Origin of the sequence: Streptomyces sp. NPDC001796, from assembly GCF_042892355.1 — a bacterium.
GTDB lineage: Bacteria > Actinomycetota > Actinomycetes > Streptomycetales > Streptomycetaceae > Streptomyces.
The window spans coordinates 135,020-156,560 of the sequence record NZ_JBIAUC010000008.1; the positions used below are offsets into that span (position 1 = coordinate 135,020).

At 71.8% G+C, this 21,541-nt stretch carries 18 protein-coding genes; 5 read left to right on the forward strand and 13 right to left on the reverse strand.

The features are described from left to right. Positions 1 to 7 precede the first annotated feature (7 nt). The gene (locus ACFYZE_RS18610; protein ID WP_388995285.1) at positions 8 to 1,210 is read left to right on the forward strand and encodes a Gfo/Idh/MocA family protein; all 1,203 of its coding nucleotides are present in this window, start codon (positions 8 to 10) and stop codon (positions 1,208 to 1,210) included. Positions 1,211 to 1,241: 31 nt separating this feature from the next. Here the strand turns inward: ACFYZE_RS18610 and ACFYZE_RS18615 are convergent, their stop codons facing one another. From ACFYZE_RS18615 to ACFYZE_RS18625, 3 genes are all read right to left on the reverse strand, one after another. Continuing rightward, the gene (locus tag ACFYZE_RS18615) at positions 1,242 to 1,937 is read right to left on the reverse strand and encodes a L,D-transpeptidase family protein (RefSeq protein ID WP_388994739.1); all 696 of its coding nucleotides are present in this window, start codon (positions 1,935 to 1,937) and stop codon (positions 1,242 to 1,244) included. Positions 1,938 to 2,161: 224 nt separating this feature from the next. Then, positions 2,162 to 3,529, reverse strand: coding sequence for an ATP-binding protein (locus ACFYZE_RS18620; RefSeq protein ID WP_388994742.1), 1,368 nt, complete (start codon positions 3,527 to 3,529; stop codon positions 2,162 to 2,164). 2 nt (positions 3,530 to 3,531) lie between these two features. After that, on the reverse strand, positions 3,532 to 4,209 hold the full coding sequence (locus tag ACFYZE_RS18625) for a response regulator transcription factor (protein WP_388994745.1): 678 nt from the start codon (positions 4,207 to 4,209) through the stop codon (positions 3,532 to 3,534). 143 nt (positions 4,210 to 4,352) lie between these two features. Here ACFYZE_RS18625 and ACFYZE_RS18630 point away from each other — a divergent pair, with 143 nt between their 5' ends. Then, positions 4,353 to 4,700, forward strand: coding sequence for a hypothetical protein (locus ACFYZE_RS18630; RefSeq protein WP_388994748.1), 348 nt, complete (start codon positions 4,353 to 4,355; stop codon positions 4,698 to 4,700). Between the two features lie 74 nt (positions 4,701 to 4,774). Here the strand turns inward: ACFYZE_RS18630 and ACFYZE_RS18635 are convergent, their stop codons facing one another. From ACFYZE_RS18635 to ACFYZE_RS18645, 3 genes are all read right to left on the reverse strand, one after another. Continuing rightward, a complete protein-coding gene (locus ACFYZE_RS18635) occupies positions 4,775 to 5,152 on the reverse strand; it encodes a hypothetical protein (RefSeq protein WP_388994751.1) in 378 nt (125 codons plus the stop codon). A gap of 49 nt (positions 5,153 to 5,201) precedes the next feature. Then, positions 5,202 to 8,090 carry a CDP-glycerol glycerophosphotransferase family protein gene (locus ACFYZE_RS18640; RefSeq protein WP_388994754.1) on the reverse strand — a complete coding sequence of 963 codons (2,889 nt, stop codon included), beginning with the start codon at positions 8,088 to 8,090 and terminating at the stop codon, positions 5,202 to 5,204. A 223-nt stretch (positions 8,091 to 8,313) separates the two neighbouring features. Further along, entirely contained in the window at positions 8,314 to 9,981 is a 1,668-nt protein-coding gene (locus ACFYZE_RS18645) for an NAD-dependent malic enzyme (RefSeq protein WP_388995288.1), read from the reverse strand. Between the two features lie 135 nt (positions 9,982 to 10,116). Here ACFYZE_RS18645 and ACFYZE_RS18650 point away from each other — a divergent pair, with 135 nt between their 5' ends. Continuing rightward, positions 10,117 to 10,788, forward strand: coding sequence for a 1,4-alpha-glucan branching protein (locus ACFYZE_RS18650; RefSeq protein ID WP_388994757.1), 672 nt, complete (start codon positions 10,117 to 10,119; stop codon positions 10,786 to 10,788). Positions 10,789 to 11,218: 430 nt separating this feature from the next. Beyond that, positions 11,219 to 13,198, forward strand: a complete 1,980-nt coding sequence (locus ACFYZE_RS18655) for a glycosyltransferase family 39 protein (RefSeq protein WP_388994760.1) — start codon at positions 11,219 to 11,221, stop codon at positions 13,196 to 13,198. 7 nt (positions 13,199 to 13,205) lie between these two features. On the opposite strand, the gene ACFYZE_RS18660 is transcribed toward ACFYZE_RS18655, so the two are convergent. The 3 genes from ACFYZE_RS18660 to ACFYZE_RS18670 form a co-directional block, all read right to left on the reverse strand. Continuing rightward, entirely contained in the window at positions 13,206 to 14,453 is a 1,248-nt protein-coding gene (locus tag ACFYZE_RS18660; RefSeq protein WP_388994763.1) for a hypothetical protein, read from the reverse strand. Between the two features lie 191 nt (positions 14,454 to 14,644). Continuing rightward, positions 14,645 to 15,373, reverse strand: coding sequence for a DUF4232 domain-containing protein (locus ACFYZE_RS18665; protein ID WP_388995291.1), 729 nt, complete (start codon positions 15,371 to 15,373; stop codon positions 14,645 to 14,647). A 246-nt stretch (positions 15,374 to 15,619) separates the two neighbouring features. Continuing rightward, entirely contained in the window at positions 15,620 to 16,999 is a 1,380-nt protein-coding gene (locus tag ACFYZE_RS18670; protein WP_388994766.1) for a serine/threonine-protein kinase, read from the reverse strand. Positions 17,000 to 17,044: 45 nt separating this feature from the next. On the opposite strand from ACFYZE_RS18670, the gene ACFYZE_RS18675 reads away from it, so the two are divergent. Continuing rightward, the gene (locus tag ACFYZE_RS18675; protein ID WP_388994769.1) at positions 17,045 to 17,596 is read left to right on the forward strand and encodes an RNA polymerase sigma factor; all 552 of its coding nucleotides are present in this window, start codon (positions 17,045 to 17,047) and stop codon (positions 17,594 to 17,596) included. Between the two features lie 58 nt (positions 17,597 to 17,654). Here the strand turns inward: ACFYZE_RS18675 and ACFYZE_RS18680 are convergent, their stop codons facing one another. From ACFYZE_RS18680 to ACFYZE_RS18695, 4 genes are all read right to left on the reverse strand, one after another. Next, a complete protein-coding gene (locus ACFYZE_RS18680; RefSeq protein ID WP_388994771.1) occupies positions 17,655 to 18,623 on the reverse strand; it encodes an aldo/keto reductase in 969 nt (322 codons plus the stop codon). 154 nt (positions 18,624 to 18,777) lie between these two features. Continuing rightward, positions 18,778 to 19,692, reverse strand: coding sequence for an SDR family oxidoreductase (locus ACFYZE_RS18685; protein WP_388994774.1), 915 nt, complete (start codon positions 19,690 to 19,692; stop codon positions 18,778 to 18,780). A gap of 105 nt (positions 19,693 to 19,797) precedes the next feature. After that, positions 19,798 to 20,427 carry an MBL fold metallo-hydrolase gene (locus ACFYZE_RS18690; RefSeq protein ID WP_388994777.1) on the reverse strand — a complete coding sequence of 210 codons (630 nt, stop codon included), beginning with the start codon at positions 20,425 to 20,427 and terminating at the stop codon, positions 19,798 to 19,800. After that, entirely contained in the window at positions 20,427 to 21,515 is a 1,089-nt protein-coding gene (locus ACFYZE_RS18695) for an S-(hydroxymethyl)mycothiol dehydrogenase (RefSeq protein ID WP_388994780.1), read from the reverse strand. Before ACFYZE_RS18695 ends, ACFYZE_RS18690 begins: the two co-directional genes overlap by 1 nt. Positions 21,516 to 21,541: the final 26 nt, after the last annotated feature.

The following is a 21,541-nucleotide window of genomic DNA, read 5'->3' on the forward strand; positions in this document are numbered from 1 at the left end:
GCATTTCATGACGTTCTCGCTCGGCATCGTCGGCGCCGGCCAGTTCTCCGGCCAGTTCGCCACGCTGTTCCAGGCCCACCCCGGCGTCAGCGACGTCTACGTCACCGACCTGCTGCCCGAACGGGCCGAGCAGCTCGCCGCCGCCCAGGGCCTCGCCGGCACCTTCCCCTCGTACGAGGCCATGCTGGAGTCCAAGGAGGTCGACGCGGTCGCCATCTTCACCCAGCGGTGGACGCACGGCCCCCTGGTGGTCCAGGGGCTGAACGCCGGCAAGCACGTGTACTCCGCCGTCCCCATGGCGATCACCACGGAGGAGATCGCGGCGATCATCGACGCGGTCAAGGCGACCGGGCTGACCTACATGATGGGTGAGACCAGTCAGTACAACCCGGCGACCGTGCACGCCCGCAACCAGATCGCGGAGGGCGCCTTCGGGCGGCTGTTCTACGCCGAGGGCGACTACGTGCACGACATGGACCTCGGCTTCTACGAGGCCTACCAGTACAGCGGTGGCGAGCACTGGAAGGCGACCGCCAGCTATCCCCCGCTGCTCTACCCGACCCACTCGGTGGGCGGTGTGCTCGGCGCCTGGCAGACGCATGCGGTGAGCGTGTCCGCGATCGGGGTGCGCGACGAGCGTGGGGACGGGGTCTTCGACAAGGAGATCAGCCAGTTCGACAACGACTTCTCCAACGCCACCGCGCTGTTCGAGGTGGCGGGCGGCGGCTCGTTCCGTACGAACGAGTTCCGTCGGGTCGGCTACCCCTCGCACATCCGGGAGTCGCGTTTCAGGTTCTTCGGCACCGACGCGAGCATGGAGCAGCTCGCGACGGTGGCCCTGTGGCAGGACAAGAAGGGGGTCAAGGACATCACGGAGCTCCTCGAGCCCAAGCCGACCATGTCCCCCGACGACCCATCGCTCCAGCACATCGCGCCGGAGCTGCGGGCCGCCTTCACCTCCGGGTCGGCACCGGTGCACGACCGCTCGCGGCTGCCGCGGGAGTTCGACAACCTGCACAACGGCCACGAGGGCAGCCACCACTTCCTGGTGGACGACTTCGTGACGGCCGTCAACTCCCGCAGCCTGCCGTCCGTGAACGCCTGGGTCGCGGCCCGCTACACCCTGCCCGGGATCATCGCGCACCAGTCGGCGCTCAAGGGTGGTGTCCGCCTGGAGATCCCGGACTTCGGGGACGCGCCGGCGATGTGACGCTCCGCTGCGGCCGAGCCGGGTGCCTGTCTCAGGTGCCCGGCTTGCGGCCGTAGACGAACACGTCGTCGCCGACCTTCAGCAGCGACCAGTACTTCTTGGCGTCGGCCGTGGTCATGTTGACGCAGCCGTGGGAGCCCGGCGGGTTCCACATGCTCAGGCCGACCGAGTGGAAGGCCTGCCCGCCGTCGAAGAACTGGCTGTAGGGCATGGGGACGTTGTAGACGGTCGAGACGTGGTGCAGGTCGCGCCAGTAGATCTTCTTCAGGCCGGTGCGGGTCGCATACCCCTTGCGCCCCGTGCGCACCGGCACCGGTCCGTAGACGAGGCGGCTGCCGTCCTGGATCCAGCTGAGCTGGAGCGTCAGGTTGACGCAGGCGATGCGGCCCTTGTTGACCGGGCACTTGCCGTCCTTGTTGGGGTTCCTGCCGACGGCCTTCTGCTTGTTCATCAGGTCCATCACGCCCCAGGTGACGGGCCCGGCGTAGCCGATGGCGGGCGTGATGCCGTGCTTGTTCTGGAAGGCCTGGACGGCCTTGCAGTCGGCGGCCGACTGCCTGCCGTCGACCGGGCGGCCGAGGAACTTCTCCACCTGCTTCTGGTACGGGCCGGTCTGCGTGGTGCAGCTCGCCGCCTCGGCGGGCGCGCTGGTGAGCGCGAGCGTGAGCGGCGCCACCAACCCCGTGATTCCGAGCGCGACGGCCCCCCGCCTGCGTATGTCCCCCATGCCGGGCCTTCCCTTCCACGTTTCTGCGGTCTTTTGCACGCTAGACCGGCAGGGGGGCTGCTCGGTTGTGGCGATGCTCACCCTGTGACGAAACGGTGAAGTATCGGGTACAGGCAGCGATGGCATCACAGGACGTCCCTGACGCCGGGCAGGGGTGAAGGGGGCCAGGGTGTCGACGGTCTCGAAGGCACAGCGGGGGCCTGAGGCGAGGACCATCCGACCGGTCAGTGGTCGGCCGCCGGGATGCGGACCACGATGCGGGCTCCGGGGGTGTTGTCCACGATGCCGACGTGGCCGTGGTGGGCGACGACGAGGTCGCGGACGATCGCGAGGCCGAGACCGCTTCCTCCGGTGTCCCGGGCGCGAGCCCCGTCCAGGCGGGTGAAGCGGTCGAAGACACGGCGGCGGTCGGCCGCCGGGATGCCGGGGCCGTCGTCGGCCACCACCAGGTACGCGGTGCGGTCGCGGACGCCCAGGCCGACCTCGATCCGCCGGGCGGCGTACCGGATGGCGTTGTCGAGCAGGTTGCGGACGACCCGGGCGAGGGCGTCCGCGTCGCCGTACACCCGGGCCGCGCTGACGGCGTGCTGGTCGATGACGACAGAGGTGTGCCGGCGGGCGCGGCTGACCTCGTGGAAGACGATCTCGTCCAGGTCCACCGGGCGCATACGCAGCCGTGGCCGGGCGTCCAGGCGGGCCAGCCGTACCAGGTCGTCGACGAGCCGGGACAGCCGCTCGCTCTCCTCGAGGAGGGCGGGTCCGCGGGCGGCCCAGTCGGCCGAGCCGGGGTGCCGGACTGCCACCTCCAGCTGGGTGTGCAGACTGCTCAGCGGGGAGCGCAGCTCGTGCGCGGCGTCCGCGATGAACTGCCGCTGCCGCCGGGTGGCGACGTCCAGCCGGGCCAGCAGGTCGTTGAGGGTCCGCGCGAGCCGGCCCAGGGCGTCATCGGCCGGGGGCGGGTCGAGGCGGCGGCCCAGGTCGCAGGCGGTGATCTCGGCCGTCTGGGCGCGCAGGGCCTCCACGGGGCGCAGTGCCCGGCCGGTGAGCAGCCAGCAGAGACCGGTGAGCAGTGCGACGGCCGGCGGCACGGCGACGGCGAGGCCCACGGTGAGCTGGGCGAGGTTGTGGTCGACGGCCGTGGTGGGCACCGCGACGTACACGGTGAGCCGGTCGTCGCCCCCGGCCTGGAGGGCGACCGCGCGCCAGGTTCCGTCCCCGCTCAGGGGCAGCCCACGCACCGTGTGGGCCGTGCCGGAGGAGGACGGGCTGAAGGTGAACAGCGCAGGCCGGCCCTCCAGGTTGGCGGAGCTGGAGCGCACCACGCGCCGGGCGTCGACGACCTGGACGGCCGTGTCGCCGCTGCCGGAGGCCGGCAGCACACGGGCGAGGCCGCCGGTGTCGACGCTCGCGGCGATGACCTGGGCCCGCTGGAGCGCGGTCTGGTCGAGGCCGGTGATGAGGCTCATGCGCAGCCAGACGATGAGCAGACAGGCCGCGCCGACCAGGGCCGCCGAGATCATCAGGGCGGCCGCGGCGGTCAGCCTCAGGCGCAGGGAGCGCCGGGCCCACCACGCGGGGACGCGGAGGCGCACGGTCACCTCCCGGTGGCGTGCAGCCGGTAGCCGGCCCCTCGGACCGTCTCGATGGTCCGGCGGCCGAAGGGGGCGTCGATCTTGCGCCGCAGGTAGCCGATGTAGACCTCGACGATGTTGGTGTCGCCGTCGAAGTTCTCGTCCCAGACATGGTCGAGGATGTCCGTCTTGCTGATCACTTCGTCGGGGTGCCGGAGCAGGAACTCCAGCAGCGTGAACTCGCGTGCGGTCAGGGTGATCTCCCGGCCGGCGCGGCGGCAGTGGCGGCGTGCGGGGTCCAGGGCGAGGTCGCCGGCCGCGAGCACGGCGGGCCGTGCGGGCGCCCCGCGCCGCAGCAGGGCCCGCAGTCGGGCGACCAGCACGACGTACGAGAACGGTTTGCTCAGGTAGTCGTCGGCGCCCAGGTCGAGGGCGTCCGCCTCGTCGTACTCGCCGTCCTTGGCGCTCAGGACGAGGACGGGCGTCCACACACGGACGGCCCGAAGTCGCTTCAGCACCTCGTATCCGGAGATGCCCGGCAGCATCAGGTCGAGCAGGATCACGTCGTACGGCTCGTGGGCCGCCCGCCACAGGCCGTCGATGCCGTCGTGGACGACACGGGTGACGAAGCCCTCCTCGGCGAGCCCGTGAGCGATCGCCGCGGCGAGTCCCCGTTCGTCCTCGATCACCAGCACTCGCATGGCCGACCTCCCCTCCACCCTACGAAGGCGTGGCCGTGCCCGCCCGTCGAGCCGCTCTCAGCCTCTTCTCAGGAGGTCCGCCGCAGGCTGGAATAAAACAGGACAAAAGAGGGCCTCCGTGCCTGTGAGCAAGGAGAGACACGATGACGAACGTCCGACGCAGGGTCGCACTGGTCGCCGGCACGCTGATGCTGGCCGGCGCGGCTGGCAGCGGGGTCGCGATGGCGAGCACGCCGCCGGTGGTTCACCCCTCCGTCCAGACGCACTACTGCGACGACGATGACTGGGGCGACTGGGGCAACTGGGGCGACTGGGGCGACCATGGCGGATACGGCGGCTATGGTGCCCACGCCGTCTCCTTCGGCCACGGCAACGGTGGCGACGGCGACCACGGCGGATACGGCGACCACGGCGGATACGGCGGCGGCCGCGGTGACCACGTCGCTTACGTCGGCCACGGTGACGATGACGGGTGCTACGGAGGGTACTGACAGCACCTGATCCATCCGTCGTGTGCCGGTTCGCGCCCCTCGGCGCGGACCGGCACCGGCGTCCCGGGCCGGGCTCAGCGCTCCAGGAAGTCGAAGAGCTCCTCCCACCGGCGGGTGATCACATCCGGGGCGAAACGCCGGACGTTCTCCCGCGCCCGCGTCCCCAGCGTGTCGCGCAACTTCTCGTCGGACATCAACCGCACGAGGCGTCGGGCCAGTTCGGCGGTCGCTTGCTTGTCGGCCTCCTGCCCTCGGACCGCCGGGTCGAACGGGCCCAGCAGCGGGCGCGGCCTGTGACGGGTCGGGGGACGCCGCTCGTACAGGGTGCGTGTCTCGAAGGACGGGTTCTCGCCGAGGTTCATCGGCACCTCGGGCGGGGAGACACCGATGATCGTCACCCGGTGGCCGCGCTCCGCGAACAGCCGGGCCATCTGGGTCTGCCAGCGGCCCACGCCCCCAGTTCGTCGACCTCGTTGGCGACGAAGAAGATCTGACGGTCCGTCATCGGCTTTCTCCCCCCGGTGCGAAGAAGCGCTCCACGACGCGGGCCGCGGCGTCCCCGCGGTCGTACTCGCCGTACTTGTCCACGAACTCCTTCAGCCGTGCCTCGTACCGGGTGCTCAGGGCGCGCAGGTCCGACAGCGCCGAGAACAGCGCCTCCTCGGTACGCACGACCGGGCCCGGGGCCTGCTCGAACAGGTCGAAGTAGGTGCCGCGCACGTCCCGGGAGTACTCCTCCCAGTCGTGTGCGAGGAAGACGAGCGGCCGGTGGAGCAGCGCATAGTCGAACATCACCGAGGAGTAGTCGGTGATCAGGGCATCGGAAAGAAGCAGGATCGGAGTGATGTCCGGCTCGCGCGCCACGTCGATCACCCGGCCGGCCACCGACGGCGGCAGGGTGACCCGGTTCAGATAGTGAGGGCGCACCAGGAGCGTGTACCGGTCCCCGAAGCGGTCGGCGAAGCGTTCCACGTCGAAGGGCGGCCGGAAGTCGCGTACGCCTCCGTCGGGGCGGGTGCGGAACGTGGGCGCGTACAGCACCACGCGACTGTCCGGACGGATGCCGAGGCGTTCGCCGAGCCGGCGCACCGCCGGGTCGATCGCCTGCGGGTCCCTGGCTGCCCGGACGAGTGCGTCGTTGCGCGGGTAGCCGGTGCGCAGCAGCTTCCCTTCCGGGATGCGGTAGGCGCGGGCGAGGGTGCGCACGTCGTGCTCGCTGCGGACCAGGAAGTGGTCGAAGCGGTCCAGTGCCTGCTGGAAGGCGCGCTGTTCGTGCTCGGACATCACCCGGTAGGTGGGCTCGTCGAAGCCCATCCGCTTCAGGGCCGAGCCGTGCCAGGTCTGGATGTAGGTGGTCTCCGCGCGTTTGCGGAGCATGAGCGGGAAGCCCTGGTTGTCGATCCAGAACTCGGCCTGCGCGAGAGCCCTCAGGTAGCTCCAGGACCAGCGCCGGACGAGTTCGGCGTCCTCGGGGAAACCCTCGGGCCGCTCGCCCGAGTAGGACCAGATGGCGGTGACGGGCACCCGGCGGCGCCGCAGTTCCTCGTGGATGGCTCGCGGGCTGTCGCTGTACTGCCTGCCGAGGTGGCTCTCCAGGACGACGGTGCCCTTGCGGACCGGCAGGAGCCGGAGCATGTGGTGGTAGACCTGCGCCTTGCGCGAGTGGGAGGACAGGTCCCTGCGCATGGCCCGCAGGGCGCGGTAGGTGCTCTTCACCGTCCGGGCCGCGGGGCCATGCAGATTGCGGTCCACGAGCGCGCGGCCGCGACGGGCGGCCGGGCCGTGCTGGGTGAGCCGGAAGGCCAGATGGCCCTTGGCGGAGACCTGCGGTGCGAGCCGGTCGGCGACGAACCGGCCGAGCCGGGGGCGTACGGGCACGGACGCGCAGTTCTCCAGGTCGATGTCGCCGGCGGTGATCCGGGTCGTGGTGCGTCTGCCGTCCGCGGTCAGGTGCAGCCGGACGTCCCACACCTCGTCGACGACGCCGACCGGCCGGAAGCGGCCGGTCAGCGGTACGGCGGCGCGCCAGGTGAGGCTGTCGCCGGCGTGCCGCACCGTCGCCACCGGGAACCGGAAGGTCCGCAGACTGCGACGGCGGGCCCGGAACTCCAGCTCGGCGGTGAGGCGGGCGTCCGGGGAGACGGTGTGCAGCGGGTTGACCACGGCGCCCTCGAGCACCACCAGGTCACCGCGCACGGCGTACCCGGTGAGCACGTTGCGCAGGAACATCCCGTCCAGCTCCCTGCCGTGGTGGCCGAGGGCGGTGACGTCCATGACGTCGCGTGCCTCGGGGTCATCGAGGTACCGGTCGCACCAGTAGATGCGGCCGTCCCGCTCGACGAGCGGCGTGGAGATCTTCGAACGGTTGATCAGCGTGTCGACGGCCGGCATCAGGTTCCCCCAGTCCTCCCGCAACAGCAGGTAGGCGCAGATGGCGTGCACCCGGTCCAGCTCGGCGTACGCCGCCTCGGGGAAGTCCTGGATGTAACCGCGGGCCAGTCCGGCGAACCGGTGGCGGTAGCCGTCGTCGAGGAACGGCAGGTCACTGAGGTACAGGGCGAGGTCGTGCTTGAGGAACTTGGTGTCCTTGCGCAGCTTGAGCTCCTCCAGGCCGCGTCGCTCCAGCACCTCGTCGATGCGGCGGTGGATCTCCAACCGGTCGGCGAAGTTGTTGATCTCGTGGCGCCGGTTGCTGATCGACTTGGCCGTGGTCTTCTGGACGACGTGCCAGAAGTAGACGGTGTGCGGGATCAGGGTGATGCGTGCGGCGGCGAGATAGGCCTGGGCGGAGAAGAGCAGGTCCTCGTAGTGGATGCCGCGCGGGAAGGCGAGACCGTTCTCCAGCAGGAACGCGCGCCGGTAGCACTTGTTCGTCGACAGGGTGTCGAAGACGAAGAGGTCCGGCAGTTCGGCGATCGACTCGACGGTGCGCGTGGACCGGTACAGCCACGGGTACCAGGGGATGCGCTTGTCGTGTCTGCTGTCGGTGTACACCCGGACGCACCGTCCGGAGACCAGGTCGGCGCCGGTGCGGTCGGCCGCTTCCAGCAGGTTGCGGCATGCGTTGGCCTCAAGAGCGTCGTCGCTGTCCAGGAACATCACATAGCGGCCGCGGGCCACGGCCAGGCCCCGGTTGCGGGGCTCGCCGCAACCGCCGCTGTTCTGGGCCAGCCGGATCGCGCGCACACGGCCGGGGTGGGCGGCGGCGAGGGAGCACGCGACGTCGTACGACCCGTCGGTGGAACAGTCGTCCACGATGACGACTTCCACGTTGCGCAGCGTCTGGTCGAGCGCGGAACGTACGGCTGTCGTCAGGCGCGGGGCGTCGTTGTAGACGATGACGACGACGCTGATGTCCGGTTCCGCCCCGGGTGACCCAGGCGTATCCATCGGCACGGCACCTCTCGTCTCGGATCGACGACTCCCCGGACGGCGGCCCCGTCACCGCAGCGGTTCGGCGGTGTCCGCGAAGCGTCCCGAGGACGGGGGGCCCGGGGTGCCGCCCCGCCGCGGTAGCCCGAGCGCCTGCAGGGCCACTGCTGCCGAGGCGGCACCCTGCCGCTCTCCCCGCCACGGCGGGCCGGCAGGGCTCCGGTCCGTTGTCTGTCCCACATCAGGGGGCCGGATAGTCGGGTATCCACTGGGTCTTCTCGACCGCCTGGCGCACCTCCGCCTCGCTCGCCTCGGGGGCCACCCCGTCCTCGACGGCGGCGAGCGCGGCGGCCACCGCGATCTCCCGGGCGGCCTCCCGCATGCCGCCGAGCGGCGGCAGCAGCGGGGCGGGGCCGGGGACTCCGACGGCCGCATCGGCGGCCCGCCGGGCGACGGCGCGTGCGGCGGCGACCAGCATCCGGTCGGTGACCCGGGTGGCCCCGCCGGCCGCCACAGCGAGCCCCATCGCGGGGAAGATGTACACGTTGTTGGCCTGCGCCACCGGAATCCGGTGGCCCTCCACCTCCAGCGGCGGGAACGGCGAACCGGCGGCGATCAGCGCCCTGCCATCCGTCCACCGGGCGAGGTCGGCGGGATCGGCCTCGGCGTGCGAGGTCGGGTTGGACAGCGGGAAGATCACAGGCCGTTCGCAGGTGGACGCCATCTGCCGCACGATCCCCTCGGTGAACGCGCCGTGCGCCGTGGACAGCCCGATCAGCGCGGTCGGCTCGATCCGGCGCACCACCTCGGCGAGCCCGGTGTCACCCCAGCCGGCCACCTCCTCGTCAGCGCGCGCGTACACCCGCTGTTCGTCGGTCAGATCGCCGCGCGAGTCCACCAGCAGTCCGCCGACGTCGACGAACCAGAAGCGGCCCGCCGCGTCCTTCTCGGAGAGTCCCTCGTCCACGAGGGCGGCGCGGATCATGTCGGCGACGCCCACGGCGGCGGAGCCCGCTCCCAGCACGACCAGCCGCTGGCCGGTCAGCGGAGTGCCGGCCACCTGGCACGCCGTGGACAGGGCGCCGAGCACCACCGCCGCGGTGCCCTGGATGTCGTCGTTGAAGGTGAGCAGCCGGTCGCGGTAGCGGGTGAGGATCGGCCGGGCGTGGACGGTGGCGAAGTCCTCCCACTGCAGCAGCGTGCCCGGCAGCTCCGCCTCCACCGCCGAGACGAACGCCTCGATCATCTCGTCGTACTGCGCCCCGGTGAGCCGGTGCTCGCGCCGGCCCAGATAACGCGGATCGGACAGCAGCTGCTCGTTGTCGGTGCCGACGTCGAGCAGGATCGGGAGGGTGCGCGCCGGGTGGATGCCGCCGATGGCGGTGTAGAGGCTCAGCTTGCCGATCGGGATGCCCATGCCCCCGACGCCCTGGTCGCCGAGGCCGAGAATGCGCTGGCCGTCGGTGACGACGATGACGTCGACGGCGCCCTTGTGCGGTCGGTTGCGCAGGATCTCCCGGAACCGGTCGCGGTCCTCCCAGGACAGGAACAGGCCGCGGGGCCGCCGGTAGATCTCGCTGAAGCGGCGGCACGCCTCCCCGACGGTCGGGGTGTAGACGATCGGCAGCAGTTCCTTGAGGTGTTCGGTGATCAGGCGGTAGAACACCACCTCGTTGGTGTCCTGAAGCTGCCGCAGGTAGATGTGTCGGTTGAGTGGCTTGTCGTAGCCGAGGAACGCCTGGTGGGCGCGGGCGACCTGCTCGTCGAGGGTCTCCACGGCGGGCGGCAGCAGTCCGTCCAGGCCGAGTTCCGCGCGTTCCTCGCGGGTGAAGGCCGTGCCCTTGTTGAGCAACGGGTCGGCGAGCAGGGCGGTGCCGCGGGCGGTCGTCTGTCCGGTGAGGTGTGTCATCGTGCGGTCCAACCTGGAGGGATCGAGCACTCTCTTCCCCATGCCCCGCTCCCGTACCGTCCACCCGGCCGACAGGACGTATTCCTTCACTCCTTCACCGCTGCATCGGCGGGAGGGGTCGGATAGGTTCGCGGCATGGCGATCATCCACAACACCACGATGACCCCCACCAAGCTGGAACTCCTGACCGTCTGGCTCCCCACCCGGCCCTGGTACGTCGGCACGGGCCACGCGCCGGAGCTGTCCAGGACCGGCGGGTTCCGGCTGGACGACCCGGAGGGCGAAGTCGGGATCGAGTTCCTGGTGGCCACCGACGAATCCGGTCCGGCGCCGGTCTCGTACCACGTACCGCTGAGTTACCGCGGCGCGCCGCTCGAAGGAGCCGAACAGGCGCTCCTCGGCACCTCCGAGCACGGTGTGCTGGGACGGCGATGGATCTACGACGGTACGCACGACCCGGTGCTCGTCGCTCAGTTGCTGGCACTGCTCGGGGGGAGCGCCGAACCTCAGGCGCAGAGCCTGTCCGACACCCCCGACCCGTCCGTCACCGTCCGGTTCACGGGTACGCCGGTGGCGACCGGAGGCATCACCACGACCGTGACCGAGGGATCCCACGACACCCGGGTCACTGTGCAGGCGAACGGCTCCGCGTCCCCCTCGTCGCTGAACCTCCACGTGAGGCGCGTCCTGGAGCCCGGGGCAACGGCACCGGCCGACGCCACGGGCCATGTCACCGCGGGCTGGCGCTCGCCGGACGGCGGTGAGCACCGCGGGGTGTTCGCCGCCCTTCACCGCACCGGGTCCTGACCCGCTGCGCCGACCCGCTTTCCGCCCACGACACCCGGCCCGTCCGCATCCGTCGGACGGGCCGGGCGCCCGTCACCCTTTCCGCAATGCTCCGGTCACCCGCGCGCCACCTCCGCGCCGGGTGCCCGTCCTAAAGGAGCGGGCTCTTACCAACGTCCTGTGCGTCTCATGCAACACGGCCACGGAATGCCTACTTCTTCATAGTCGGATCATCTTGTCGCACGTGCCGCGCAACGGGCCGACGCGACGGTGAGAAGACAGCGGCAGTCCGGGAAGGCCACCTATGCTCAGCGCTCATTCGGAGCAGACCGCAGCGCACGAGGCGACGCCGACGAGGGGTACGGCGGCCGCGCCCACCGCGGGCGGCACGCACGGCGGAGGGCTGCCTCCCCGGAGCCCGCGGCCGCCACGGCCGCGCTACGAGCTCCCGGTGCTGGGGGCCATTGCGGCGCTCGCGGCGCTGCTCTGCACATGGGGCATCGACCACAGCGTCTACCACACGTTCTACGCCGCCGCCGTGCGCAGCATGACCGACAACCCGCTGGCGTTCTTCTTCGGTTCGTTCGACCCGGGCAACTCCATCACCCTCGACAAGGAGCCCGGCTTCCTGTGGCCACAGGCGCTGTCGGCCATGGTCTTCGGCTTCCACCCCTGGGCACTGGTGCTGCCACAGGCGATCGAGGGTGTGGCCTGCGTCCTCCTCCTGCACCTGCTGGTGCGCCGCTGGGCCGGGGTCCCGGCGGGGCTGCTGGCCGCGGCGTTCCTGACGCTCACCCCGGTGACCGTGGGTCTGGGCCGGTCGATCGTGGAGGACGCGCCGTTCGTCCTGCTGCTGCTCCTGGCCGCCGAGGCCACCTGGCGGGCCGTCGCGCGGGCCCGGCTGCGCACCCTGCTCGCGGCGGGCGTCTGGGTCGGGGTGGCGTTCCAGTGCAAGATGCTGGAGGCCTGGGCGGTGCTGCCGGCCCTGGCCGTCACCTATCTGGTGGCCGCCCCCACCACGCTGCGGCGCAGGATCGGCCATGTCGTGGTGACCGGTGCGGTCGCCGTGGCGGTGTCGGCCTCCTGGGTGGCCGTGGCGACCGCCGTCCCCGCTCAGTCGCGTCCCTACATAGACGGCACCACGAACAACTCGGCCGTGGGCATGGTCGTGGGCTACAACTTCCTGACCCGGTTCACCTCGCTGGGCGTGGACGCGGCCGACACGGGCAGCGTCGTCACCGGTGAGACGGGCCCCGGCCACGCGGTCACCGACAGCGGCCCGGGCGACGGCAGTTCGGCGAGGGAGGCCGGTGGCACCGGCCGCGCCACGGGGCGAGCCCACCACAGGGGCCCGGGCATGGGCAACGGCGTGCTGAAGATGTTCACCCCCGGCCTCGCCACCCAGACGGGCTGGCTGTACCCGCTGGCCGGGTGCGGCCTTGTGTGGGGTCTCGCCGCAGCGCGGCGCCGCCGTGTCCCCCGCACCGATCCGGCGCTCGCCGGGTACCTGCTGTGGGGGGTGTGGCTGGCCACCTTCTTCGCCGCCTTCAGCTTCGGCAGCGTCACCGGCCACACGTACTACATGGGCGTCGTCGCCGTGGCCCTCGCGGCACTGAGCGGTGCCGGGCTGGTGCGGGCCTGGGGGGCGTACCGGGCCGGCGGCCGCCATGCCCGGGTCCTTCCGGCGGTGACCGCCGCGAACGTCCTGTGGGCCGCGGCTCTGACGCTGTACTACCGCCACTTCTTGGGGTGGCTGGCTCCCGCCGCCGTCGGCCTGTGCATTCTGTCCCTGGTCCTCACCGGCGCAGGCCGCGCTCTGGTGGCCCGCCGGCCGCGAACAGCCGTGGCGGGCCTGGCGGCCGGCCTCGCCGCCGTGCTCCTGATACCCGCCGCGTGGTCGGCCTCGGCGCTGTCCCCGCGCTACAACCAGCCCGGCGGCATGGGCAGGGTCGGGCCCGCCAGCCGCCCGGGGAGCGGTGGACCCAACCGGCTCACGCCGCAGCGCGCACGGCTCCTGGCCTACCTGACGGCACACCGCGATGGGGCGAAGTACCTCGCGGCCATGCCGGACTGGGCGGATGCCGCGCCGTACATCATCGCAGCCAACGCGTCCGTGCTGCCCATGGGCGGCTTCACCGGACAGGTCCCCTACCCCTCCCCCGACGGACTCGGCCGGCTCGTCGACTCCGGCGAACTGCACTACGTGGCCCTCCGGGGCACAGGGGCGGCAGGGCGGCAGCGGAAGGCCGACGAGCACGGGGAAAGCGCCCTGCACGAAGCGACGGCCCAGTACACCGGCACCGCCGCGTCGCCCACCACGACCGCGATCACACGCTGGGTCACCACGCACTGCACGGCGGTGCCGCCGACGGCGTACGGCGGCACGGGCTCCGTCCAGCTACGGCTCTACCGGTGCGAACAAGGCCGATGAGGGCCGGTCAGTTCGCGGTCGCCGCGGCTGACGCGGGCGTGCCCAGGAACTCCGCCCAGCCGCCGAGCGGCGACTGTCCCGGGGCAAGGGTGCGCAGCTTCCTGAGAACGGCCGGGTCCTGGGCCTCCAGCCAGGCGACCAGCTGGCGGAAGGACACGAACCGCACGTCGTCGTACTGGGCCATTCGTCCGATGGCCTCCTCGACGGCGTCCATGTAGATGCCGCCGTTCCAGCGTTCGAAGTGGTTGCCGATGAAGAGGGGCGCCCGGTTGGTGTCATAGGCACGCCGGAAGCCCGCCAGGTAGGTGTCGCGGGCCTGGGCGCGCCAGGCGGCGTACCGGGAGCGATCGCCGAGGGGGTTTCCGCCGGACTGGTTGAACATCATGTTGTAGTCCATCGACAGGACCTGGAAGGAGTGGCCGGAGAACGGTATGGACTGCAGGGGGAAGTCCCAGATCCGGCCGTCCTGCACCTTTCCGGGCCAGATCTGCAGGCCCCCGGGCGAGCTGGCGTCGTACTTCCAGCCGAGCGCCGCCGCGGTGGGCAGCAGGCGTGCCTGTCCCTCCAGGCACGGCGTGCGACCGCCGATGAGTTCCTTGCGGTAGTCGAAGGGCAGCGGGTCCAGGTCGGTGAAGCCGGTGTTGGTCTTCCACTCGGTGACGAAGCGGACGGCCTGGTCGATCTCGCTCCGCCACTCGGCCGGCGACCAGTCGCGCACCCCGCCGGCGCCGCAGAAGTGGCCGTTGAAGTGGGTGCCGATCTCGTGGCCCTCCAGCCAGGCGGCACGCACCTGCTGGAGCGTGGCGTGGATGTGCCGGTCGGCGAGGTAGCCGATCGCGGAGGCGCCGACCGGGTGCTGCGGCGGACGGTAGAGGTGCTTCTTGGACTCCGGCAGGGTGTAGATGCCGCTGAGGAAGAAGGTCATCGACGCGCCGTGGTCGGCGGCGACCTTGCGGAAGCGGGAGAAGAGCCTGTTGCTCAGCTCTCCCGCGCCGTCCCAGGAGAAGACCACGAACTGCGGCGGCCGCTGACCGCGCCTCAGCGGCTCCACCTCGGGCTGCTTCGGCTGGGCTCCGGTGTCGGCGGTGGAGCCGTCGCCGATGAGCTTCGTGGGCCGGGCCTCAAGGGTTTCTTTGCCGTCCGAGGGGCCCGCGCCGGTCACGGACCAGCCGCCGGCCGAGCAGGCGGACAGTGCGCCCAACGCGCCCGCCGTCGCCCCCGCGGTCAGCAGACGCCTGCGTGAGATGCCGTTCATGTTCGTCCCCGTATCCTCGTCGTGCGGCTCCGGGCGGAGCCGTCGTTCCGTGTGGGTCGACGGGTTCGATGGGCCGGGGCGGCGGAAAAGATCGGGGCGCAGGGGAGGCGTTGCCGTCCTGTGACAACGGCAGCGGTTCCATGACGAACCCCGCTGCCCCGAAGCGGACAGCGGGGTCGGGGCAGGGCGGCTCAGGAACCCGTGCCGGGCTGGAAGGTCGTCAGGAAGGCCGAGGAGGAGTTGCCCGACACGGGCACCGCGCCTCCCGACCACGTCACCTTCAGGGACGCCTTCTCGTCGGGCGGGGTGATCAGGAGGGCCGCGGGTGTGGCCGTGCGGGCGCCGCTGACCTCCGGGTTGGAGAAGGTCAGTCCGGCCCAGGCGCTCCTGCCCGGCGCCAGCGTGACCTTCGTGGGGCTGCCCGAGCTGCGCTCGGGGTCCGGGCCCAGTTGCTTGCCGGAGGCGTCCACGAAGGCGGCGCCCGGGTAGCCGTCGATGGTGCAGGTGCGCCCTGAGCGGTTGGTCAGGACCAGGGGAAAGTTCTCCTGCCCGGCTCCCGGGTTGTTCGCCCCGACGGACGCGCGCAGTTCGGACGTGTGACAACGGGTGCCGCTCGTGGTACCGCCCCCGGTGGCCGCCGCGGAGGACGCGGTGCGGGTGCCGCCCGATGCGGCGGGGTCGGCGGAGGTGCCGCCCGCGCTCGCCGCGGTCCCCTGGCCGGTCGACCGGTCGCCGGAGGCGGGCTGGGCGGTGCCGGGCAGCTTCTGCGGAGCACCGGCGGTGCCGTGGCCGTTTCCGCAGGCGGTGAGCAGGGTCAGGGCGGCGATCGCGCCCAGCGCGGACACCACGCGTCGCGCCGTCGGGAAGGGGGCCGTGCCGCCGAGGCCGGGGCCCGCTGTGCCGCGCCGGAAGGTCACCATGTCCATTGCTCCTCGAAACTCGTGCCGCCCGCGCCGGGCGCTTGCGTTCTCGACGGTGCCGAGATGCTCCGTCCTTATGTCCGATGCCCGCGCGGGCGGAAAAGTTCGCGGCGTCCGGCTGTGGCGCGAGGCGTTCGGGGGGCGGGACGCCGCGTTCCTCACTGGGCCGGGTGGCGCGTGCCGCTGCGCGCGATGCGGCGCGTCCCGCGGTGGTCGGGGCGGCCGCCGGGCGTATCACGTCGGTGCTCAGCCCGTGACACGCACCGAGTCCAGGATCCGGTCGGTCCGGTCGCTGCCTCCGTCCTGGCGCAGCTGGACGTAGACCTGGGGTCCGTCGGCGCCGTCGGCCGGGGCGAGGGCGGCCTCCGTCAGGGAGCCCTTGCCGCCGTCGCAGTCGTTCCAGGTGCGTATGAGGCCCTGCCAGACCGTGCCGCGGTAGTCACGGCTGCCCTGGTAGCGACAGCCGGTGTGGTCGAGTGCGCGGACCTTGGCGGAGGGGTCCCCGTGCTCGCTCAGCCCGATGAACGCCCCGTTCACAGCGGTGCTCAGGTCCTGCCAGCGTGAGAGGTCGTCGGCGACGGCGAGGGCGGGCTCCCGCCCGGCCGGCAGGCCGAGCTCCTTGGGGTTCCAGCCGGCGTCGCGCAGCTGGCGGCCCCAGGCCGCGGGTACGGCGGCGTGCACGCGCCCGGTGGAGTCCTGCACGGTCAGGTTCGCCGCAGCGGGGTGCCGCAGCAGCAGGGTGGTGGCGGCTCCGGCCGCGCCCACGACGGCCACCGCGGCCAGGGCGAGGACCGCGCCGCCGCGACGGCGGCGGGGCCGTGGGGCCGGAGCTGACGACGCTCCGGCGAGCCGGTCGAGTTCGTCGGCGAAGGCCTCCGCGGTCGGCCAGCGCCGGTCACGCTCGGGCTCCATGGCCCGCATCAACGCCCGCTGGACCTCGGGCGGCAGGCCGGGACGGAGCCGGTCGGGGCGCAGGACCTTGCCGGGCGGGGCGGGGACCGTGCCGGTCAGCAGGTGATAGCCGAGGGCGCCGAGACTGTAGACGTCGGCGCGTGCGTCGATGCCGGAGCCGGGTTCGGTCTGTTCGGGTGGGGCGTATCCGGCGGAGCCCGTGGCCATGGTGAGACCGGACGCCTGTGCCAGGCTCTTGGCCAGGCCGAGGTCTGCGAGCAGCAGCCGGGTGGAGCCGTCGGGCCCGGTTCGCAGCAGCACGTTGGACGGTTTGATGTCCCGGTGCACGATGCCGGCGTCGTGCAGGGCGGCCGCGGCGCGGGCGGTGAGCGCGGTCAGGCGCAGGCCCTCGGCGACGGGGAGCGGACCGGTCGCGATCCGGTCGGCGAGGGTGCCCGAGTCGGCGTACTCCATCACGAAGTACGGCCTTCCGTCGGGTAGTTCGCCGATGTCGTAGACCTGGACGACCCGGCTGGAGCCGGCCCGGCGCAGCAGGCGGGCCTCGGACAGGAAGCGCTCCCGGATGTCCAGCCGGTCGGCCCAGTTCTCGCTGAGCACCTTGACCGCGACGGGTGCTTCGAGGACGTCGTCGTGGGCGAGCCAGACGACGCCGAAGGCGCCGCCGCCCAGGCGGCGTTCGAGGCGGTAGCGGTCGATCCGCTCCAGGGGCTGCATACGACTATCATGCCTGTTCGGAGATCGACTCGAGGGGAGCTCCCTGTGGGGGATGCCGCCGACACCGAGGAGCTCGCCCGGCGTGCGGCCGCGGGTGACGGGGCGGCTCTGGACGCGCTGCTCCAGCGGATCCGGCCGGAGGTGGTGCGGCGCTGCGGGCGGTTCCTGCCGTGCCGGGAGGACGCGGAGGAGGCGGCGCAGGACGTGCTGTTGCAGGTGGCCCGGCGGATCACCACGTTCGAGGGTCGCAGCCGCTTCAGCACCTGGCTGTACACGGTGGTCGCCAACTGTGCCCGGCAGAAGTACCGGGAGCTGAAGCGGCGGGCCGCCGAGCAGCCCGCGACCATCGACGCGGCACAGCACGTGGATCCGCGCACCACCAGTGTGATCGCCGGTTCCCGCGTGGACCTGCTGGAGGCTCTGGAGCGGCTGGAGCGCGAACACCCGCACCTGGTGGCACCGCTGGTGTACCGGGACATCTGCCAGCTGGAGTACGCGGAGGTCGCCGAACGCGTCGGTGTCCCGCTGGGCACGCTGAAGTCCCGTCTGCATGAGGCGCGCCGGCAGGTGAGGCCGTGGCTGGCCGCCTCCACCTGAAGCCCATCCAGAAGGGGCCGGTGCGCACCGCGCACCGGCCCCTTCTGGATGGAAGACGTCAGTGGCCGCTGATCGCGTGCGGCGTGTACGGCTCCTGGAGCGTCTGGATCTCCTTGTCGGTGAGCTCGACGTCGACCGCCGCGACGGCGTCGTCGATGTGCCGGGGCTTGGTGACGCCGACGATGGGTGCGGCGACGGTGTCCTGGTGCAGCAGCCAGGCGAGGGCGACCTGGGCGCGCGGGATGCCCCGTTCGGAGGCGACCGAGGCCACCGCCTCGACGATCTCCCGGTCGCCCTCCTGGTAGAGCTTCTTGCCGAACTCGTCGGTGCGGCTGCGCTCGCTGGTCTCGTCCCAGTCACGGGCGAGGCGTCCGCGGGCCAGCGGACTCCAGGGCAGGGTGCCGACCCCCTGGTCCGCGCACAGCGGCAGCATCTCGCGCTCCTCCTCGCGGTAGAGGAGGTTGTAGTGGTTCTGCATGGAGACGAAGCGTGTCCAGCCGTTCAGCCGGGCCGTGTACTGCGCCTTGGAGAACTGCCAGGCGTACATCGAACTGGCACCGATGTAGCGGGCCTTGCCCGCCTTCACCACGTCGTGCAGGGCCTCCATCGTCTCCTCGACGGGGGTCGTGGGGTCGAAGCGGTGGATCTGGTACAGGTCGACGTAGTCGGTGCCGAGGCGGCGCAGGCTGTGGTCGATCTCCGTCATGATCGCCTTGCGGGACAGGCCGCCACCGTTGGGTCCGGGCCGCATCCGGCCGTGCACCTTGGTCGCCAGGACGATCTCGTCACGCCGGGCGTACTCGGCGAGCGCCCGGCCGACGATCTCCTCGCTGGTGCCGTCCGAGTAGACGTTGGCGGTGTCGAAGAAGGTGATGCCGGCGTCCAGTGCCCGGCGGATCAACGGCCGGGAGGCCTCCTCGTCCAGGGTCCAGGTATGGGTGCCGCGGTCGGGCAGACCGAAGCTCATACAGCCCAGGCAGATCCGGGACACCTCAAGACCCGTCGAACCGAGCTTCACGTACTGCATGCGACTCCTGCTTTCGTCTTCAGCGGGGCGGGGCCGGGCGCCGTGGACCGGTGGAGCCGACCGTCGTCGCCTCCGGGTGGCGCCGTCGCCCAGGACGACGTGTTCCCTGCCCATCCTGGGCGCCGTTCAGCCCCGCCGCACGGCGGCCGCCGGGTCAGCGGTACCCCGTCGCGTCCGCCGGCCTGCCCGCGTCCTGCACCTCCACGAGGTAGCGCCAGGCGTCGGGGCGGCTGCCGTCCCGGTCGGTGAAGCCGTAGACCTGGGCGAGCCGCCCACTGGAGAGCGACGCGCCGTTCCAGCGGGAGACGTCCGGGTCGGCGGCCAGCGCGGCGACGGCGCGGCCGACGTAGTACGGGCTCTCGGAGATGCAGAAGTGGGGTTCGCGCGCGAGGGCGTCGCGCCAGTTGTCCTCGGTCACCCCGTACAGCTCGAGCATGAACTCCGAGCGCAGCCAGCCGGGGGTCAGGGCGACCGCGGTGGCGCCGCGTGGCCCGAGTTCGTGGCCGAGGGCGAACGCCATGCGCAGCACGGCCGCCTTCGCGATGTCGTAGAAGAAGGAGACCCGATAGGTGTCGCGGTTGTACTCGGCGGTTCCGTCGGTCATCTCCACGACCAGGCCGCCGGAGGTGCGCAGCAGCAGGGTCAGCGCATGGTGGCTGGTGATGGCATGGGTGTCGAGGGCGAGCCGCAGCAGGTGCAGTCCCTTGTCGAGGTCGTGTTCCCACACGGGGGTGTCCCACTCGAACAGCTTCTCGGCGCCCCAGATGTCGTTCACGAGGATGTCGAGGCGCCCGTGTTCGCGGTCGATGCGGTCCACCAGGGCGCGCACCTGGGCGGGGACGAGGTGGTCGGTGGGTACGGCGATGCCGTACCCGCCGGCCGCGGTCACCAGGTCGGCGGTGTCCTCGATGGTCTCGGGCCGGTCGTACTCGGAGCGCCGCAGGCGGGTGCTGCGCCCGGTGGCGTAGACCGTGGCCCCGGCCGCGCCGAGTTCCACGGCGATGCCCCGCCCCGCGCTCCGCGTCGCCCCGGCGACGAGTGCGACCTTGCCCTCCAGTGGTCCCGGCATGTCCGACCTCCGCGTTCGTTGGACCGTTGCGCGTCGACGGTCTCGCGGAAGCCGGACATCTCCTGTCGCCTTTTCGCGTGCGCTTCGTGCCGGGGTGTGGCCGGCTCAGTGGCCGCGGGCGATCCACTCCTCGAGGTGGGGCGCCTCGTCGCCGATGGTCGTCGTTTCGCCGTGTCCCGTGCGGACCACGGTGTCGGGCGGGAGCGTCAGCAGCCGGTCACGGATCGAGTCGATGATCGTCGGGAAGTGGGAGTAGGAGCGTCCGGTCGCCCCGGGGCCGCCCTGGAAGAGGGTGTCGCCGGTGAAGACGGTGCGGAGGCCCGCGTCGTAGAGGCAGACCGCGCCGGGTGCGTGGCCGGGGGTGTGCAGGACGGTGAGGTCGATGCCGGCCGTCTCGATGACCTGGCCGTCGGCCAGCCAGTGGTCGGGCAGGCGGTGGGGGTGGGTGAGCTTCCACAGCGGCAGGTCGTCGGGGTGGAGCCAGATCTGCGCGCCGGTCAGCTCGGCGAGGGCGGGGGCGGCGTCGATGTGGTCGTTGTGGGCGTGGGTGCACACGATGGCGGTGAGCCGCCGGTCGCCGACGGCCTCGGCGATCGCGTCGGCGTCGTGCGCGGCGTCGATGACGACCGCCTCGTGGTCGTCGCCCACGATCCACACGTTGTTGTCGACGTCCCAGGTGCCGCCGTCCAGGGAGAAGGTGCCGGAGGTGACGAGGCGGTCGATGCGGGCGGTCATCACAGCATCACCACCGAGCGCAGCACGTCGCCGTGGTGCATCCGCTCGAAGGCCTTCTCGATCTCGTCGAGGGCGATGGTCTCGGTCACGAACTTCTCCAGCGGCAGCCGTCCCTGCAGGTGCAGGTCGATCAGCATCGGGAAGTCACGGCTGGGCAGGCAGTCGCCGTACCAGGAGGACTTCAGGGCGCCGCCGCGCCCGAAGACGTCGAGCAGCGGCAGTTCGAGCTTCATCTCGGGGGTCGGGACGCCGACGAGGACGACCGTGCCGGCCAGGTCGCGGGCGTAGAAGGCCTGCTGGTACGTCTCCGGGCGGCCGACCGCCTCGATGACGACGTCGGCGCCGAAGCCGCCGGTGAGCTCGCGGATCGCCTCCACGGGGTCGTTCTCCCCGGAGTTGACGGTGTGGGTCGCCCCCAGTTCCCTGGCGGTGGTGAGCTTGCGGTCGTCGATGTCCACGGCGATGATCTTCGCGGCGCCCGCCAGGTACGATCCGGCGATCGCCGCGTCACCGACACCGCCGCAGCCGATGACCGCGACCGAGTCCCCCCGGCCGACTCCTCCGGTGTTGATGGCGGCCCCGATGCCGGCCATCACCCCGCAGCCGAGGAGGCCCGCCACGGCCGGGGAGACGGACGGGTCGACCTTGGTGCACTGTCCGGCCGCAACCAGCGTCTTCTCCGCGAAGGCGCCGATACCGAGGGCCGGGGAGAGCTCCTGCCCGGTGGAGGCGAGCGTCATCTTCTGCTCGGCGTTGTGGGTGTCGAAGCAGTACCAGGGGCGGCCGCGCAGACACGCGCGGCACTTCCCGCACACCGCCCGCCAGTTGAGGACGACGAAGTCGCCGGGGGCGACCTCGGTGACGCCGTCGCCGACCGACTCGACGATCCCGGCGGCCTCGTGGCCGAGCAGGAACGGGAAGTCGTCACTGATGCCGCCCTGCTTGTAGTGCAGGTCGGTGTGGCACACCCCGCACGCCTGGACCTTCACCACCGCCTCACCAGGACCCGGGTCCGGTACGACGATCGTCTCGACCCGCACCGGCTCGTCCTTGCCAGGGGCGATCACGCCGCGTACTTCCTGCGCCATGGTGCTGCTGCCTTCCGTCGGTGGTG